Annotated in this window: 17 protein-coding genes; 15 read left to right on the forward strand and 2 right to left on the reverse strand. The window is 40.4% G+C overall.

Going from position 1 to position 18,914, the window contains the following annotated elements; translation table 11 throughout:
- Window positions 1-55: 55 nt before the first annotated feature.
- The 3 genes from ABJN95_RS02610 to ABJN95_RS02620 all read left to right on the forward strand — a co-directional run bounded on the left by ABJN95_RS02610 (window position 56) and on the right by ABJN95_RS02620 (window position 3,970).
- The gene (locus ABJN95_RS02610) at window positions 56-919 is read left to right on the forward strand and encodes a cupin-like domain-containing protein (protein WP_348368434.1); all 864 of its coding nucleotides are present in this window, start codon (window positions 56-58) and stop codon (window positions 917-919) included.
- Between the two features lie 88 nt (window positions 920-1,007).
- Window positions 1,008-2,687: a C45 family peptidase gene (locus ABJN95_RS02615; protein ID WP_348368435.1), complete on the forward strand. Its 1,680-nt coding sequence runs from the start codon at window positions 1,008-1,010 to the stop codon at window positions 2,685-2,687.
- The gene (locus ABJN95_RS02620) at window positions 2,684-3,970 is read left to right on the forward strand and encodes an AMP-binding protein (RefSeq protein ID WP_348368436.1); all 1,287 of its coding nucleotides are present in this window, start codon (window positions 2,684-2,686) and stop codon (window positions 3,968-3,970) included. Before ABJN95_RS02615 ends, ABJN95_RS02620 begins: the two co-directional genes overlap by 4 nt.
- A gap of 29 nt (window positions 3,971-3,999) precedes the next feature.
- On the opposite strand, the gene recQ is transcribed toward ABJN95_RS02620, so the two are convergent.
- Both recQ and ssb read right to left on the reverse strand, forming a co-directional pair.
- On the reverse strand, window positions 4,000-6,090 hold the full coding sequence (gene recQ / locus ABJN95_RS02625) for a DNA helicase RecQ (RefSeq protein WP_348368437.1): 2,091 nt from the start codon (window positions 6,088-6,090) through the stop codon (window positions 4,000-4,002).
- A gap of 83 nt (window positions 6,091-6,173) precedes the next feature.
- Window positions 6,174-6,506 (reverse strand): single-stranded DNA-binding protein, encoded by a 333-nt coding sequence (gene ssb / locus ABJN95_RS02630; protein ID WP_348368438.1) that lies wholly within the window; start codon window positions 6,504-6,506, stop codon window positions 6,174-6,176.
- 426 nt (window positions 6,507-6,932) lie between these two features.
- On the opposite strand from ssb, the gene ABJN95_RS02635 reads away from it, so the two are divergent.
- The 12 genes from ABJN95_RS02635 (at window position 6,933) to ABJN95_RS02690 (ending at window position 18,909) form a co-directional block, all read left to right on the forward strand.
- Window positions 6,933-7,514: a Crp/Fnr family transcriptional regulator gene (locus ABJN95_RS02635; RefSeq protein WP_348368439.1), complete on the forward strand. Its 582-nt coding sequence runs from the start codon at window positions 6,933-6,935 to the stop codon at window positions 7,512-7,514.
- A 122-nt stretch (window positions 7,515-7,636) separates the two neighbouring features.
- Complete coding sequence (locus tag ABJN95_RS02640; protein ID WP_348368440.1) at window positions 7,637-8,035, forward strand: DUF6326 family protein; 399 nt, start codon at window positions 7,637-7,639, stop codon at window positions 8,033-8,035.
- Window positions 8,036-8,129: 94 nt separating this feature from the next.
- Window positions 8,130-8,645 carry a hypothetical protein gene (locus ABJN95_RS02645; protein WP_348368441.1) on the forward strand — a complete coding sequence of 172 codons (516 nt, stop codon included), beginning with the start codon at window positions 8,130-8,132 and terminating at the stop codon, window positions 8,643-8,645.
- An 8-nt stretch (window positions 8,646-8,653) separates the two neighbouring features.
- Window positions 8,654-9,520 carry a hypothetical protein gene (locus tag ABJN95_RS02650; RefSeq protein ID WP_348368442.1) on the forward strand — a complete coding sequence of 289 codons (867 nt, stop codon included), beginning with the start codon at window positions 8,654-8,656 and terminating at the stop codon, window positions 9,518-9,520.
- A gap of 73 nt (window positions 9,521-9,593) precedes the next feature.
- Window positions 9,594-10,055, forward strand: a complete 462-nt coding sequence (locus ABJN95_RS02655; RefSeq protein ID WP_348368443.1) for a GyrI-like domain-containing protein — start codon at window positions 9,594-9,596, stop codon at window positions 10,053-10,055.
- A 58-nt stretch (window positions 10,056-10,113) separates the two neighbouring features.
- Entirely contained in the window at window positions 10,114-11,403 is a 1,290-nt protein-coding gene (locus ABJN95_RS02660; protein ID WP_348368444.1) for a Zn-dependent hydrolase, read from the forward strand.
- 83 nt (window positions 11,404-11,486) lie between these two features.
- Window positions 11,487-13,034: a M20/M25/M40 family metallo-hydrolase gene (locus ABJN95_RS02665; protein ID WP_348368445.1), complete on the forward strand. Its 1,548-nt coding sequence runs from the start codon at window positions 11,487-11,489 to the stop codon at window positions 13,032-13,034.
- A 156-nt stretch (window positions 13,035-13,190) separates the two neighbouring features.
- Window positions 13,191-16,337, forward strand: coding sequence for a glycosyl hydrolase (locus tag ABJN95_RS02670; protein ID WP_348368446.1), 3,147 nt, complete (start codon window positions 13,191-13,193; stop codon window positions 16,335-16,337).
- A gap of 6 nt (window positions 16,338-16,343) precedes the next feature.
- The gene (locus ABJN95_RS02675; protein WP_348368447.1) at window positions 16,344-17,300 is read left to right on the forward strand and encodes a transglutaminase domain-containing protein; all 957 of its coding nucleotides are present in this window, start codon (window positions 16,344-16,346) and stop codon (window positions 17,298-17,300) included.
- A gap of 8 nt (window positions 17,301-17,308) precedes the next feature.
- A complete protein-coding gene (locus tag ABJN95_RS02680; RefSeq protein ID WP_348368448.1) occupies window positions 17,309-17,881 on the forward strand; it encodes a pentapeptide repeat-containing protein in 573 nt (190 codons plus the stop codon).
- Window positions 17,882-18,067: 186 nt separating this feature from the next.
- Window positions 18,068-18,562, forward strand: coding sequence for a DUF6265 family protein (locus ABJN95_RS02685; RefSeq protein WP_348368449.1), 495 nt, complete (start codon window positions 18,068-18,070; stop codon window positions 18,560-18,562).
- A complete protein-coding gene (locus tag ABJN95_RS02690) occupies window positions 18,559-18,909 on the forward strand; it encodes a hypothetical protein (protein ID WP_348368450.1) in 351 nt (116 codons plus the stop codon). The genes ABJN95_RS02685 and ABJN95_RS02690 overlap by 4 nt, the downstream gene beginning before the upstream one ends.
- Window positions 18,910-18,914 lie beyond the last annotated feature (5 nt).

Below are 18,914 nucleotides of genomic sequence, written 5' to 3' on the forward strand. Positions count from 1 at the left end.
TAATATCATTTTGTGTTTGCGCTTGATACTTGCGCTTGAATTTTAATTTAGTGTCATGAGTCGATTTAAAACCACTCCCGTAGCCCGAGTTAAAAACATTTCAAAGGCAGATTTTATAGAACAGCATTATAAACCTCAAAAGCCGGTGCTTATTGAGAACCTAACCAGGTCTTGGCCCGCTTACGAAAAATGGAACTTGAATTATATTCAAGAGCGTTCTGGAGATCAGATTGTTCCCTTATATAATAACGAACCTGCAAAGGACAAAGAGAGTGTATATGCTCCGAAAAAGGAAATGAAACTATACGACTATATCGAAATACTAAAGACACAACCCACAGATCTACGCATTTTCTTTTACGAATTACTAAAAAAAATGCCAGAATTACGAAATGATTTCGAGTACCCCGATATTGGACTCAAGTTTTTTAAAAAGCTCCCGGCCTTATTCTTTGGGGGTGGCGCATCAAAAGTATTTATGCATTATGATATTGATTTACCAGACAGTATGCATTTTCATTTTGACGGTCACAAAAGTGTGACTTTGTTTTCTCCCGAGCAGACGAAATATTTGTATCGTGTTCCGTATTCCATTCATAATCTAGAGGCTATAGATATGGATAACCCTGATTTCGAGAAATATCCCGCCCTTCAATATGCCGAAGGAATGCAAGTAAATATGAAACATGGCGATGCCCTTTATATGCCCAGTGGCTATTGGCACTATATCAAATACTTAGACGGTGGCTTTTCAATGACCTTGCGCGCTTTGCCAAGAAGTCCCAAACGATTTTTAAATATGCTTTCGAATGTTGTAATCATGCGTAATTTCGATAATTTTACCCGCAGGTACTGGGGACAAAAATGGTTAGACTATAAAGATGAATTGGCCATCAGGCGAACAGAGAAGAACTTATAAGATTTAATGTCACGCTCAGCGCGGTCGAGGCACTAGGAATACTATGGTGAGTTTTCCTTCGACAGCCCTCAAGTAGACAATACGGCATATGATATCAAAAAGAATTGTACGTACCAGTATCAGCTTCTTAGGGTTACTCCTAATGCTGAGCTCTTGCGGTATATCAAAGGGTTTAGAAGACAGGCCAGATATCACGAAATATGATGTTTCGCTACCAGAACGCAACAAAGTCTCCGATTCAACCTATTCAATTGGAACTAATTTTTTGACTAAAAACAAGCATGGGCTATGGGAAATGCAAGTAAAGGGTAATCCTATGCAACTTGGGTTGTATCAAGGTGCCTTGAGCCAAGAACTCTTCAATCAACAAGAAGCTGTTTTTTTAAAAAAAATTGATGAATTGGTGCCTTCCAAAGCTTATCAAAATATTCTTCGGAAATTCTTAGCCTGGTTCAATCGCAAAGTGTATTTGCATATTGACGAGCAATACAAAACGGAAATTTACGGCATCGCTCAATACGCTTCTCCCGATTACGATTATATCGCGGAGGAATATCCGCGGGTGTTGTATTTTCACGGAGCACATGATATCGGGCATGCATTGCAAGATTTGGCTTTAGTAGGATGCTCCTCGTTCGCATCTTGGGGCAAGAACAGTAAGGACGGTAAACTGTTAATCGGTCGAAATTTTGATTTTTACGCTGGTGATGATTTCGCAAAGAATAAAATTATTGCCTTTATCGACCCAGAAGATGGTCATAAATTTATGTCTGTAACATGGGGAGGTATGATCGGCGTGGTCTCCGGTATGAACGATCAAGGATTGACTGTTACGATTAACGCCGGGAAATCGCAATTTCCATTAGTCGCCAAAACTCCCGTTTCTTTAGTGACCCGTGAAATCTTGCAATATGCTTCTACAATTGCAGAAGCAATTACCATTGCCAAAAAGCGAGAGGTATTTGTTTCAGAGTCGATTTTTGTGGGAAGCGCAAAGGACAAAAAAGCGGCAGTCATCGAAGTATCACCAAAGAATTTTGGAGTATATGAGGTACCCAATGCTAGTAATCAACTCATCTGCTCCAACCACTTTCAAAGTGCCGCTTATGCCGATGACAAAAAGAATCAAAATCATATTTTGGAAAGTCACTCGCAATATCGCTACGAACGCATGGAGGAGTTGTTGGCAGAAACCGAAAAGGTCACTCCCGAAAAAGTGGTCGACATATTGCGAAATCGAGAAGGTTTGGCCGAGAACAAAATTGGGTATGGCAACGAAAAAGCCTTAAACCAAATGTTAGCACATCACGGTATCGTGTTTCAACCCGAAGATTTGCTGGTTTGGGTTTCCAGCAGTCCGTATCAAATGGGCGAATTTGTAGCCTATGATCTAAAGGAGGTTTTTAAAGCTCGGAATGGCAAACCAGAGTCGGTTGCCAATAGCGAACTGAACATCGCCAAAGACTCTTTTTTACAAACGGAGGCATATCAAAACTACGAGCGCTATCGTATGCTTCGTGATGAAGTGCAAAAAGCGATTTCAAAAGAGACGTATGTAGGTCAAAAGCTACTTTCACAACTAACCGCCTTGAATCCTGATTTTTGGGAGTCACATTATCTCGTTGGGCAATATAATCTAGAAAAGGGCTATGATTTGTTGGCTTTGCGAGCGTTTAGGGAAGCAGAAACCAAAGAAATAACTACGTTGTCAGACCGAGAAGTAGTCGAAAAGCATATTAAGAAATTGAGCAGAAGATTAGGTAAATGATTCCAGAGATAGAGAAAGCCACACCCCAAGAAATTAAAGCTTTTCAAGAAGTTAAACTTAAGGAGCTTATCAATTACGTATGTGATAATTCTTCGTATTATCGACGTGTTTTTCGTAAGTATAAAATCGATCCTTCGGAAATTACTTCCCTAGAAGACTTGGCCAAACTACCTCTTACTACCAAAGAAGACCTGCAACAGCACAATGATGATTTCTTCTGTGTTCCGAAATCGAAAATCATTGATTTTGTGACCACTTCAGGAACCTTGGGCGATCCGGTTACCATTGGGCTAACCGATAAAGATTTGGACCGTCTGGCTTACAACGAGGCGATTTCCTTCGCTTGCGCGGGAATTCAAGAGGCCGATATTCTTCAACTCACTACTACTATGGACCGTCGTTTTATGGCAGGGCTCGCCTACTTTTTGGGTGTTCGAAAGTTGGGTGCGGGAATCATTCGAGTGGGTGCCGGAATTCCAGAATTGCAATGGGATAGTATTCTCAAATTCAAACCTACCTACCTCATCGTTGTGCCTTCTTTCTTATTGAAATTGATTCAGTATGCAGAGGCACATGCTATTGATGTAAGTAGGTCTGGAATAAAAGGTGCCATCTGCATTGGCGAATCACTTAGAGATCAAGATTTTTCACTAAACGTTTTGGCGCAAAAGATAAGGTCAAAATGGGATATCGAATTATATTCCACCTACGCTTCTACAGAGATGAGTACGGCATTCACAGAATGTTCGGAACAACAAGGTGGACACCAACATCCAGAATTGATTATTGTTGAAATTCTAGATGAAGAGCATCAACCCGTTTCGGAAGGCGAAGCCGGAGAATTGGTCATTACAACCCTGGGGGTTGAAGCGATGCCTTTGCTACGTTTTAAAACGGGAGACATTGTGGTGGCTCATAACGCAGCCTGTGCCTGCGGAAGAAATACCACGCGCTTAGGTCCGGTTGTAGGGCGTAAAAAGCAAATGGTCAAATACAAGGGTACTACCCTTTACCCACCTGCGCTGAACAATCTTTTAAACGACTTTGCAGAAGTAGAAAACTACGTCATCGAAATCTATCACAATACAATCGGAACGGACGAGATCTTGATTAAAATTGCCTCTTCTTCAGCTTCACATGAACTGATGCAGCAAATTAAGGACCATTTTAGGTCGAAACTTAGAGTTTCTCCGAAAATAGAACTGTGCAGTGCTAAGGAAATCAACAGCCTGCGCATGTCTAAGTTAGGACGAAAACCTGTAGTTGTTATTGACAGGAGATAATGTCAGTCAGAGCGAAGTCAAACGGCTCATTAGTCGTCCAACAAATACAACCCAATCTTAATCTTCCAATACGGAACTTTCTCTTCGAAGTATTCGAAATAAGCTTTTAGTCCCTGAGCTTCAGGCAGATTTATTTTGGCCTGCTCAATTTTTGAAAGTTCATCGTTGGTAACCAGCTCATGAAGGTCAATTTCCTCGCCTTGGGCATGCATTTTCATCAAGTGACTGTAAATGGTGTTTTCGGTCAAGTCGCGCTTCACTGCCACATCGGCTGGTGAAAGCCCTTTTTTAAATAAGGCCCAAGTTTGTTCGTGGGTTGGAATTTTCGGTTTTGCTGACGCTACATGAGCTGCAATTTCCTTTAGAAAGATATCTGCGTACTTTTCAAGTTTGGCCTCCCCTACTCCCGATATTTCAGCAAATTCTGAAGTTGTTGTTGGTTGTTTAGCCTCCATATCTTTTAGACTGGCATCTCCGAAGACCACATAGGCAGGTATGCCCTGTTCCTTCGCAATTTGATAGCGAAGTAGGCGTAATTTTTCGAAGAGTCCTTTTTTATCGCCTGTTGTTCGAGTTTTTCGTTCGCTTTGCTTTTCTATTTGATTGAGAATCGCCAACTGTACTGGTTTTTTATGGTATAAAATCTCTTTAGCCAAGGGGGTGAGGGCAATACGGTTATTTTCCCTGAAATGAATCTCTAAAATACCCTGGTTAAGCAATTGAATAACATATTGCTGTAAATCATGCCAGGAAACATCTTTTACCGCACCGAAGGTTTTTATGTGTTGATGTCCTTTTTCAAAGACCTGGGCATTTTGGGCACCACGCAACACATCAATAAGCATTCCCATGGGTTCTTGCTCCTTCATTCGTACAACTGCAGAACAAATTTTTTGCACCAAAACAGTTGCATCAAAATAAGTCGGAGGTGCTTTGCAGATATCGCAATTGCCGCAAGATTGGGTCATATGTTCCCCGAAATAATTAAGCAGGGCTATTCGTCTACAACTTAAGGCTTCGGCATATTGTTGCATTCGCTCCAGTTTGGCATATTGCACTCGCGCATTTTCACTTTCGGCAATGAACTTTCGCAATTGAACGACGTCTGCATAACTATAAAAAAGAAGAGTATGCGCTGGTAAACTATCACGTCCGCCACGTCCAATTTCTTGATAATAGCCTTCTAGATTCTTAGGGAGATTGTAATGAATTACCCAACGCACATTACTTTTGTCAATACCCATCCCAAAGGCGATTGTTGCGCAAATAATAGTAGTGCGGTCATTGATGAAATCTTCTTGAACCTGAGTGCGCTCATGGGTACTCATTCCAGCATGATAAGCCTTCGCGTCATAACCAGAATTTCGAAGTTTCTCAGCCAGTTTATTTGTATTCTTTCGACTCAAACAATAGATAATACCGCTTTCGTCAGCACGTGATGTTAAGAAATTTAATATTTGTTTGATACGGTTTTGCCCTGGCCTGACATCTAAATAGAGATTCGGGCGATTGAAGGAGGCCAAATGCCTTGCGGCATCTAGAATTGACAGTTGATCTACAATATCATCTTGGGTTGCCTTATCAGCAGTAGCGGTCAAAGCTATCACTGGGATATTAGGAAATCGATTTTTCAAACTTCCCAATTGGGTATATGCCGGACGAAAATCATGACCCCAAGAAGAAATACAATGGGCTTCATCTATAGCGAACAGACTGATTTTAATGTCATTTAAAATCGTATCGAACTGCGCAATACTTTCGGGTGCTACATAAATCAATTTTAGCTCGCCATTCTGTAGCTGATGAAAGATGTCGTGTTGAACCTCTTGAGGTTGAGAACTGTTATAATAGGCCGCGGCAATTCCGTTGGCTTGTAAAACATCAACTTGGTCTTTCATTAAGGCAATTAAAGGTGAAACTACAATTGCTGTTCCTTCCATAGCCAAAGCCGATAATTGAAAACACAAAGACTTGCCTCCACCAGTTGGCATGATAGCCAGAACGTCTTTTTTATCTAACAGGTCGGTAATGACTTCCAATTGATTCGGTCGGAAATCATCATAGCCAAAATGGGTTTTGAGAAGTGGTAAAAGTCGTTCTTTGAAGTCCATAGCGGGCATGAGTAAAGTTAGTTTACTTTTCTATTATTAAAGCTATTGGAGGTCACAAATTGTGACCTCCAAATTTTGAACTTCAATAAAATTTACTTGCCTAACATCAAAAGTTCATTGCATTTTATTTCTGAGATGTAACGTTTTTCTCCTTCCTTATTTTCGTAAGAACGATGAATTAATTTGCCTTCTACGGCAACTTGTTTTCCTTTCACCAAAAAGTTCTCAACGATATCCGCGGTTTTGCCCCAAGCAACTATGTTATGCCATTGGGTATCTTCTACTTTTTCACCATTTGCATTGCGGTAACTGTCGGTTGTTGCAATGGAGAATTTAGCAAGTTTGCTACCACTTTCGAGCTTAATAATTTCTGGGTCTTGACCTAAGTTTCCAATTAACTGTACTGAATTTCTAAGTGTGTTCATAATAAAAAAATTTAGTGTCTGCCATAGTACACAGACAGGTTTAACAATTTACTTTGTCGAGTTCCTATGTATCGACACTGCAAACTTAGAATGCTGCTAAAATTCTATTCGTATGTTAAACGTTTGTATATGTTTGTATACGTATGTAAATGTTTACTTTCGTTTTTTATATTGATTATAAGGTAACTATGCAATTAATCATTTACAAAAAAATGGCGCGTCTGACTTTCGTAATAGGCATCTATATACAATGTGGGCTGGTAAAAGGGTAGACAAGAAGTAAGTCAGAACATATTTATAAATGCAAAACACTTGTTAACCAATTTCCATTTCTCAATACCATAGCGGTATCTTTTCTCAAAAGATAAAACTTCACTAATTTTAAGAGGCGTTAACGAACTAATAAATTAATCCACAAGAATTAGAATGAGTACCGAAAATCTCTTAGTAAATTATTTCTCTCAATACATCACGCTTAGTGAAGAAGAAGTCGAGATAATACGTAAAGAGGATATTATACGAGAATACAACAAGGGTGACATATTATTGCGAGAAGGTCAGATAGCTAAAGAATGTTTTCTGATTTTAAAAGGCTGTGTTAAAAGATATTATTTGGAAGATGGGGAGGAGAAAATTATGGAATTCTATACCGAAAATGACCCCATTACACCCGTTAGCTATTCCACCAAGGAGCCCTCAAAGTATTACATATCTTGTGTTGAGCCCTCCATAGTTTCAACGGGTACAGAAGAAAGAACTCAGAAATTCTTACAAACATTCCCAAGATTTGTTCCAATTTTTGTCAAAATAGGCGATAGTATAACAGCCAAGAGGCAAGTATCACTAGATAGTTTTAAAAACCTTCCACCAGAAATCCGTTATCAGAAACTCCAAGAAAACAGGCCTGACCTCATCAATAGAGTACCCCAATATATGATTGCCAGTTATTTGGGAATTCAACCCGAATCGTTGAGCAGAATTCGAAAAAGAATCTGGGATAGCAAATAAGAACTAAGCCTATTTCTCACCAGCCATTTTGGCAATTTCATCCTCATTCGCTTGATTTCTTAACCGAGGTCAATGAAAATGAATAGCAACGATTGCAGTTTTGCATTTCAAAATATATAGAAATGGAAAAATTAAAAATTACAAAGCAATCATTACTATCAACCTTATGGATATTCGTTCTCTTAAACATGATTTTTAGAGATCTACACGAGCTCGCCAAAAAAAGTTATATCGAAAAAATTCTGTCCTCAGAAATAGCTGAGGAACTTTTGCTCGTTTTCGGTTTCGTCCTCGAAATCCCCATACTTATGGTTGTACTTTCTAAAATACTAAATGACAAAACCAACAAATGGGCCAACTTGGTTGCAGCTCTAATTGTTTTCTTCGGACTTCTTAGCACTGCACCCTCTGCAGATTTAGATGATATTTTCTTTATGATTATGAAGTGTGCTGCGTTGTTGGTGATCACAATAACCGCTTGGAAATTACCTCTTTCCACCAAAAAAGTTGAGCAACCATAAGTACACGTTCTTAACCGAGGTCAATGAATGAGATATATAGCGCGATTAGCTTTGCGCCATAATGAACTGACAAAGCTTTAAATCAATAATCATTATGAAAATACAAGGAAAGTACAAATCAAAAACTGGCTTTTTCTTAAGGAACATCTTTTTCGTTCTGGGTGTCGTTTCAATCAGCAGTTGTTCGGTCTATCACATCGAACGAGCAAAGCATAGAGACTATAAGGAATGGACAGCGTATCAATGGCAAGAAGAAAAACGCAGTAAAAACCATCATCATCCCTGGAATTTATACTCTCGAAAAGTAGGAGGTTCTAAAATCAAGGAGTTTAAAATCATAGGAAAATTGCCCTTTAGATCTGAACAGGTAATTCAAGTCTTCGACAAAAAAACAGCTACATATGCCGAAGTTATGAACAAATTGCAGCTGTATCATTCAAAAAGCTCTTGGACATTTGAACCCTTTGATAACCAAAGTTGTACTGCAACTTATACCGCTCAGGTTGATTCAAGTAAACGTATTCTAAACTGGATGTCATATTTGAGGACCAAAAGAGCGTTACCAAAAGAGCTGGAAAACCTGAGAATTATGGTTGAGAAATACAACTAATGGTTACTATGAAGATACACTTATTCAGTTTTATCGTTGTTGTTGTCTGTTTCTTATCACTACCCGAATTGGAAAAGAGCCGGAAATATGCACCGTATCAAATTGGTCTGGAGTACCCACACCTTAAAAAACCAAGGGTTTTGCACGCTTTATTGTCTTCAGACTATCAAAGTTTGAGTGGCTTCTCAGATACGATGAAAGGATACGGAATAAGCCAAGAAAACTTTAGAGGGTTATTCTGGGAAGGATTGATCAAAGCCCATAATTTTCTTCAGTCTTCTAAATTCGTTAACCAAGTATCTGTAAACCAGATAATTAAAAAGGAATTGTTGACAGGCATCAAATTGAGACATCCATTGAAAAATCCAGAAAGTACTTTTACTACAGCCAAGGCTGCCCTCAATGCCTTGAACACGTTCTCTGGTGAATGGCATGGGAATTGGGAAAAATTGAAAGTGAATCATCTTTGGCTTCCCGTACGAAACTTTAAAGTTTATGCTGCGGATGGATTTTCAATTTTGGGTTTCCAATCATGTTTCACAGGTGATGGGTTTGGGTGGAATTACATTGTAAAAGAAAAGAATCGAATCCTAATTTTAGGCTTCGTATATCACTTCAATTCTTTGGGAAAAATAACCTTAAAAAACCCGCACTACGCTTTTCTTAACCCTAATAATCAATTGACATGGGTTTCAGACAGTCATATTTATTATGAATTCATATGCAAAAACGCGAGTTGCGGAGATAAAAAACACTACGTAATCACTGGTGGAAAATATAAAAAACAATACGCAAAACCAGAATTAGTCTCAAGGTTTCAAGCAGTATATGTTTCACAAAACACAGCACTTCCTGCTTTTCATCATATAAATTAAATCAAAAACAACCCCTGACACAATCCGACATAAGTCTAAATTATATTTGTATCAAATAACAAAATCATGGACAATGCACACACAAAAAATCAAGCCCTTTCAAGTCATCGGAATCTCAGTGCGAACAACAAACGAAAACAATCAAGCAGCCTCGGACATTGGTTCTCTTTGGGGAAGGTTTATGACCGAAGATATTTTACAAAAAATACCCAATAAATTAAGTGATGAAATACTTTCCATTTACACCAATTATGAAAGTGACCATACACAGGCCTATGACACAATTCTAGGGTGTAAGGTCAGTTCTTTAGATGTAATTCCCGAAGGCATGTTAAGCCAATCCTTTGATGGAGGCACCTACGCCAAATTTGTTTCCAAAGGTGATGTGACCAAAGGAGCAATCTACAATACTTGGGTAGAAATATGGAATACGGACTTGGACAGATTGTATACAGCAGACTTTGAAATCTATGGCAAAAAGGCCAAAAACCCGTCAGATGCCGAAGTTGATATTTTTGTTGCCATCAAAGAATAAATTAAAGCTGTAGCTTAACGGAATATTTTCATACTTTAAAGGCATAAAATCAATGACTATGCCATTTCGTTTGCTCACCGTTTTCCTTTTCCTCAGCTACGCCACATTGTTAGGGCAACAAACCACAGTCAACCAGAACCGACTTGAAAAGCGTATTTTCGACTTGGCCAAATTCGGACTTCAAGAAAATGGGGAAACCGAACGAGTCGCATTTAGCGATGCCGATATTGCAGCCCAAAAATGGGTTATGAATACCTTGACCAATCTAGGTTTGGAGGTGTACATTGATTTTGCCGGAAACATTATTGGTAGACGCCAAGGAAAAGATGACTCCTTAAAACCCATTTCTTTCGGTTCGCATATCGACCGCGTACCCCATGGCGGTAATTATGACGGTTGTGTCGGTTCAATGGCATCGCTCGAAGTTGTGGAGGTTCTGAATGAAAACAATATCAAAACCAAGCATCCTTTAGAAATCATCATTTTCTCCAACGAGGAAGGTGGTGTAATGGGGAGTCGTGCAATCGCAGGTCATCTAGGTAAAAGTGCCCTAGGAGTCGTAAACTCCACCGGCTATTCTATGGGGGAAGGAATCATGCGACTAGGAGGTGACACCACCCGCATTGCAGAAGTGGCTCGTAAAAAAGGCGAAATTGCAGCCTTTATAGAATTGCATATCGAGCAAGGCGGAATCCTTGAAAAGGAAAATATACAAATTGGAATTGTAGAGGGTATTGTGGGTCTAAAATGGTGGGAGGTAGAATTTAAGGGCTTTGCCAATCACGCGGGTACCACGCCGATGAATGCTCGACAAGATGCGCTTCTAGCTGCAGCCAAGTTTATCATTGCTGTCAATGAAATCACCACTGGTTTTGAAGGCGCACAGGTGGGCACCGTTGGTAAAATCAAAGCGGAGCCTGGGGCACCTAATGTAATTCCGGGTAAAGTGGTTACTAGTTTAGAGATTCGTGATTTGTCGTCAGAGGTGATTGAAAAAGTATATCAAGCAATCAAAACCAAAGCTGAGCAAATTGCAAAAACCTCCGACGTGCAGATTGTATTCCGTTCTTTAGATACCACTGCTGAGCCCGCTATTATGACTACCACCATTCAAAAGGAAATTAGCAATGCTGCCAAAACTTTGGGACTATCCACCAAAAAAATGCCAAGCGGTGCAGGGCATGATGCCCAAGACATGGCCTTAATTGCCCCCACCGGAATGATATTTGTACCCAGTAAAGATGGTATCAGCCACTCTCCAAAAGAATTCACTTCGGCAATGGATATGGCCAATGGGGCCAATGTTTTATTGCACACGATTTTGGCTTTAGATAAAAAGCTTAAATAAGGATTCAAATCCAAAGAAAACAGCATCTGACTTAGCCCTTTTAATCAGTATATTAGTTACTTCAATAATTGAAGAACAGCAAAATGAAAAAAACACTACTCGCATGCGCCTGCCTGCTATTTGCGACCCACGCATTTACACAAACTCAAGAAATCGTTCAGGCCATTCAAACAGAGGCCAATGAACATTCACAATTGGAAAATTTGGCGCACGAACTTCTGGATGTCGTCGGACCCCGTTTGGTCGGTACCCCTCAAATGAAAAAAGCCCATGACTGGGCGGTTGCCAAATATGCTACATGGGGCATTTCTGCTGAAAATCAAGAATGGGGCAAATGGCGCGGATGGGAGCGTGGTATAACCCATGTCGATTTGGTTGCACCACGGGTTGTATCATTGAGTGGTATGCAGTTGGCATGGAGTCCGTCAACGAGTAAAAAAGGTATTACAGCAAATCTGATAACGCTTCCCGAAGTCAGTGACTCACTGGCCTTTACGCGATGGCTTCCCAATGTCAAAGACAAGTTCGTTATGGTTTCCATGCACCAGCCAACCGGGCGTCCTGACTACAACTGGGAAGAATTCGCAACTGAAGAGTCTTTAGAAAAGATGAAATCAGAGCGGGATGCACAGCAAAAAGCATGGCGCGAAAACATGCAGAACACGGGTTACACAAGCCGCAATATTAATAAGGCGCTTGAGGACGCTGGAGCTGTAGGCATTTTGCAATCAAGGTGGTCAAAGGCTTTTGGAGCAAATAAAATCTTTAGTGCCGGCACCAAAAAAGTTCCTGCCATCGATTTGTCATTGGAAGATTACGGAATGTTATATCGTATGGTTAAAAACGGTGCGAATCCTCAAATAAAAGTCGTCTCTCAATCAAAAGAGCTTGGCACAGTACCTACCTTTAACACCATCGCAACCATTCCCGGAAAAGAACTTCCGAATGAATATGTGATTCTTTCCGCGCATTTCGATTCTTGGGACGGAGCCACAGGAGCTACAGATAACGGCACGGGAACAATTACCATGATGGAAGCCGCTCGAATTCTTAAAAAAGTATATCCGAACCCGAAACGAACGATTCTTATCGGACATTGGGGAAGTGAAGAACAAGGGCTAAATGGTTCTAGGGCATTCGTAGAAGATAACCCCAAAATTGTGGAGGGATTGCAAGCGCTCTTCAACCAAGACAATGGTACCGGCCGCGTAGTTCGTATCTCTGGCCAGGGCTATTTACATGCGTATGATTATATGGGCAGATGGCTCGAGGCTGTTCCAGAAAATATTACAAAACATATTGAAACGACCTTTCCCGGCACTCCCGGAGGTGGTGGTTCAGACTATGCATCTTTCGTAGCGGCAGGTGCTCCGGGCTTTTCATTAAGTTCTTTAAGTTGGAGTTATTGGAACTATACCTGGCATACCAATTTAGACACCTATGACAAAATTGTTTTTGACGATGTACGAAACAATGCCATTCTGACCGCGATTTTAACGTATATGGCAAGTGAGGACCCCGAGAGAACCTCAAGGGAAAAAGCTACTTTAATCGGCACAAACCCCCGAACCGGAGAACCGCGAACATGGCCAAAACAAAGATCTCCTCAACGCCATGGAGGGCAGCATTAAACAACCCTTTGCCAGGAGCAAAACAAAAAATTGAATACAGCTAGACTGTTAAGGTGAAAGGCAAACTGCCCATTTCAATCGAATAAGATGCAGCAGCATGTCGGGCTCGGATCGCTATACAACGAACAACTAAAAAACCAACCAATTTTGAATCGTATGAAAACAATAAAACTAGTAGTAATTGCATTGCTCATTCTTCCTATTACCCTGCAATCTCAAAGAAAAAAAAAGAAATCCGCTACAGCCGTAATCACGGTTCAGGATTCCATGTTTCACGGGCTCAAATGGCGGAATATAGGCCCATTTCGAGGTGGTAGAAGTGTTGCCTCCTCAGGAGTGGTAGGCCAACCTATGACCTACTATATGGGCACCGTAGGGGGTGGAATATGGAAAACCACAGATGATGGGCTGCATTGGAAAAATATTTCGGATGGTTTTCTAAAAACAGGAACTGTGGGCTCAATCGCAGTTTCTGAAAGTAATCCCAATATTGTCGTTGCCGGAATGGGAGAGCATGCCGCTCGTGGAGTGATGACATCAATGGGAGATGGGGTTTATAAATCTACTGACGCAGGCAAAACATGGAAACATATCGGTTTGGATAAAAGCCGGCATATTTCCGATGTCGTAATACATCCGACCAATCCAAATATCATTTATGTAGCGGTGCAAGGAGCTCAGTATGGAGCAACATCTGAGCGAGGAATATATCGATCTATGGATGGAGGGGCAACTTGGGAAAAGACCCTCTTTGTAAATAATACCACGGGAGCCTCCGATTTATCTATGGATATGAAAAACCCTTCCATTTTGTATGCTGCCATGTGGCAACATCGCCGTTACCCATGGCTTATGGAGTCTGGTGGTAAAGATTCTGGCCTATACAAATCAACAGATAGCGGAAGCACTTGGAAAAAAATGAAGGAAGGCCTTCCCAAAGACTTTGGAAAGGCAGGCATTTCAGTTTCTCGGGCCAATAACGAAATCGTTTTTGCGGTCATCGAGGCCAAAGACAACAAAGGCGGCGTCTACAAATCAACCGATGCCGGTAAAAAATGGACACAGGTCAATAAAGACCGTATCAACATTGCTCGTTCGTGGTATTACATGGAAATTTTTGCCGATACACAGAATGAGGATGTGGTCTATGTTCTGAATGCGCCTGTGACCAAATCAATTGATGGAGGCAAAAGCTTTAAACCATTACCAACTCCTCATGGTGACAATCACCATTTGTGGATTGACCCGTACAACAATCGGCGGATGATTAACTCCAATGACGGGGGTTCGAATATTTCCAATAATGGCGGTAAAAGCTGGAGTACACAACAAAATCAAAACACTGCACAATTCTACCGAGTGATTACCGATAATTTGGTGCCGTATAATGTTTATGGTGGGCAACAAGACAATTCTACCGTTGCTATTGCCAGCCGTACGAATGACGGTGGTATCGATTGGAAAGATTGGTATGCTGTAGCCGGGGGCGAAAGTGCCTTCTTGGCATTCGACCCAGATGATCCGAAAATAATTTACGGAGGTACATATCAGGGTAATCTTGACAAATGGGACGCCAAATCACGCGAATCAAAACCCATCAAGGAATATCCTGAGCTAGGCTTGAGTATCGCCCCAAAAGATGCCAAATACCGTTACAATTGGAATGCCCCTGTAATTACCTCACCACACGACCGAAGTACGATCTACCATGCTGGCAATGTGGTTTTCAAATCTACCGATGAAGGCCAAAGCTGGGAGGCCGTGAGTCCGGATCTGACCAAAAATGAAAAAGAAAAACACGGCCCCGGTGGTGCACCATATACCAATGAAGCCGCGGGAGGTGAAAATTATAACACCATTACCTATATGGTAGAGTCTCAACATGAAGAAGGAGTGCTCTGGACAGGTAATGACGACGGACTTTTGCATGTAACCAGAGATGGAGGTCAGCATTGGGCAAATGTCACTCCCCCGAACGTACCCGATGGCATTATCAATAGTATCGAAGTTTCACCCCACGACCCGGCCACAGCCTACGTAGTAGTCATGCGTTATAAATCGATGGACCTACGGTCTCACATTTTTAAAACTTCCAATTATGGGCAAACTTGGACAAGAATCGTAAATGGAATTACAGGAGAACATACATTTACCCGAGTCGTTCGTGAAGACCCAAAACAAAAAGGCCTACTCTATGCCGGAACAGAAACCGGCTTATTTATTTCGCTAGATGATGGCCTGAATTGGCAGGCGTTTCAGTTAAATCTTCCTGTGGTTCCAATCAATGACTTGGTTTTTCAAGACAATGACTTGGTAGCCGCAACAGCTGGTCGCTCTTTCTGGATATTGGATGATGTGGCCGCAATTCAAAATATAAAGACTCCAAAAGAAACCGTAAACATCTTCCAGCCTAAAGACACCTATTTAATCCTTGGAGGAAGCAGTGATAAACCAAGACCAGGGCTGGGATCGAATCCTAAAAGCGGGGTAACTTTCGACTATTACTTGGCCAAAAATTCAGATAGTTTAGACCTAAAACTAGAAGTGTTCGAAGGCGATAAACTTTTAAGGACCTTCCGCAATAAGAAGCCCAAAAATTTTAAGAGCTGGCCCGGTGGACCCTCAAAACCACAGGTTCTTCCTTCCAAACAAGGATATAACCGTTTCACATGGAATTTCAGAAGAGAAAACCTTCCGGCTATTGACAAGGTTTTTGTCTTTGGCGGAGATGCCGGATCAGTTGTTGGTCCTGGAAACTATACCCTAAGGCTCAGCTTGGCGGAAATGACTTCAGAAATCGAGGTGAAGGTTTTGGCCAATCCGAAAGTTGATGCCGACCTTGATGATTATAAAGAGCAACAAATAGTATTGGAAAACATTGAAAGTACCTTAAAAACGATTCATGAATCTGTGAATGATATGCGTTCAGCAAAATCACAATTGGAGCGCCTTGCCAAACTCTTGAAAGACAACGAAGTGGCCAAGCCACTTTTGAAAAAAGGAGATTCTCTGATCGCGCGCATCGTTTCTTGGGAGGAGAACCTTATACAGTCTAAGCAAAAGACCTTTCAAGACGTCATCAACTACAACAACAAACTCAATGCACAACTCATACATCTAAAGGGATATATTGACGCCGCCGAACCCAAAGTTACCAAAGGTGCATTTGAACGTTGGAATGATTTACAAAAAGATTGGAACGTATATGCACAAGAAAGAAAAGCCATAGTTGAGGAAGAAATGACGGCATACAATTTGATGTACAAGGAACTAGGACTTCAAGCAATTATTTTGAAGGACTAGTAGTCTATGAAAAAAGTCAAACTTTCTGCTTTCGGTTTTTTCTTTCTCATGCTTATTTGGGGAATACCACTAAAAGTATGGAGCCAAGATTTTAAGAGAGTTGACTCTATTGTAGATACGTATCCTAAAAGTTTTGGCAATACCAAACGCTTGGCCAATAAGGTAAATTCTGATTTTGATACCAACATCGAAAAGGTCAGGGCGATATATAGTTGGATTGCCAATGCGATTGAGTATGACCCAAAAGAATCTGACAAATTTAACTATTCGTACTATGACGAGGAAGACCGGAATAAAAAGGAGGCTATATATCAAAAGAAACTTTCAAATAGGGTAATTTCTCAAGGAAAGGCCGTATGCGAAGGCTATGCGGTTCTGTTCCATACCCTCTGTAGCCTTATGAATATCAATACTAAAATTGTCAATGGCAGTTCAAAAACTACGGTCAGCGATATCGGAAAGCGATACTATTCAGATCATGCGTGGAACATGGTTTGGCTCGAAGATAAGCCCCATTTAGTAGATGTCACCTGGGGAGCAGGAAGTTATTCCAATTACTTTCGAAGAGATGTAGACTATTTCTATTTTCTGACACCGCCAGAGCTTTTCATCCTCAATCATTACCCTGATGATTACAAAAACAGTTTGCTAAAAACTAGGATGTCCAAAAAGGCATTTCTAGATGCTCCTGTAATATGCCAAAATCGTATTGATGACTTAAAAATAGTATCTCCAAAGAATGGAATTTTAAGTAAGAAAAAGAAAATAATAAAGTTCGTTTTTAAAACTGTGGAAAAAATAAATCATGTGGAATACGATTTGGGAAGGAAAGAATATGGGAAAATAAATTTCAAACAACTAGACGACAAAATAGAATTTAAAATTGCAATTGCAGACCCGAGGGCAAAGGAGCTTAATATTTGGATTGACTCACAGCTCTTTGTCATGTACAAACTCAATTAAGCAGAAATATGACCAATTCCTTTTTGGCCGACCAAACTTTCAAAAACCAGATCTACACCGAAAAACGGCTTCCCAAAGCAGCTTACGAAAACTGTGTCTTTGAAGGATGCAATTTTGAAAATGGGTATGTAGACAACCAAAACTTTATGGAGTGCCAATTTGTCGATTGCAATCTCAGCAATGCGAACCTTGCACATACCATTCTTAAGGAAGTTCGTTTTTCGCATTGTAAAATGATGGGGCTGAATTTCGAAAAATGCAACGACTTTCTATTAGATTTTAGCTTTCATAATTGCAGCTTACAGCATTCCTCATTTTACGGATTGACCTTAAAAAATATAGCTTTCATTGACTGTAAACTACAGGAAGTTGATTTTACAGAAGCTGATTTGACCCTAGCCAATTTCGACTCCAGCGATTTAGAAAGGGCCATTTTTTACCAAACTAACTTGCAAAAAGCCAATTTCACAAAAGCACAAAACTTCAATATCGACCCAGAAAAGAATAGGTTGAAGAACGCCAAATTTTCTAAAGAAAGCCTTTTAGGTTTGCTACGCAAATACGAAATTAAGATAGAATAGTGTCCTAGTAACAGCCTTGACAACGTCATCATAGTAGAAAGTGTCGAATGAACGGTCTGAATTACCAAGATGGAAGACCGTCAAAAATCAAAGCTGCTTTCCCGAAGTTCGGGGAAAAGCCGATGCTGACTAAACCGTTTACAAACGGATAATTCGTATATTGTTAACTTCGTAAATCTCATTGAAATGAAACTATTTTTACTTTTTTTGCTATTTGTATGTTTATCCTGTAAGGGACAAAACACCTTGTCTTTTCAAGAAGGAGACAGCTCACCCAACGCCACTTTAAACGAAGTCTCTTGGATGCAGGGCCATTGGAAGGGCGAGGCGTTCGGAGGTATCACAGAAGAAATATGGAGCCCCCCATTTGGTGGTTCGATGATGTTTTCTTTCAAACATGTAGCGGATGGAAAAATCAATTTTTACGAATTCGGACATATTCGCCAACTAGAGAAAACTTTGGTGTTCGAGCTAAAACACTTTGAGGGCGATCTAAAAGGTTGGGAAGAAAAAGATGGTAAAGTGTCTTCTCGATTGATAAAAGTAGAGGATAACCGCCTCTATTTTGATGGATTTACCTTCGAAAAAATAGACGATAATGAAATTAATATTTATGTAGTAATCGAAGACAAGGAGAATTCAAAGGAAGTGAAGTTTAACTACAAAAAAGTGAAGTCTTGAAAAAGCTATGTGAAGAGTGCGGCAGCGAATTAATGGGCCGCAGTGACAAGAAGTTTTGTTCTGACGGTTGTCGAAATGCCTTTCATAATAAGGTAAACCCAGCTAGCAAAAATCTCATTCGTAACATCAACAATCGGTTGCGAAAAAACTACCGGGTATTGGATAGTTTTGCGCTTAAAGATGGAAAAACAAGAACCACAAAAACACGTTTGCTCGATAAGAACTTTGATTTTGATTTTATTACCAACCTGTACACCACCAAAAAAGGCACTACATATTATTTTGTGTACGACCTAGGTTATTTACCTTTGGATAATGATTACTATATGATCGTAAAACGCGAATAGCGCTC

Source organism: Maribacter sp. (genome assembly GCF_039974175.1).
Taxonomy (GTDB): domain Bacteria; phylum Bacteroidota; class Bacteroidia; order Flavobacteriales; family Flavobacteriaceae; genus Maribacter_C.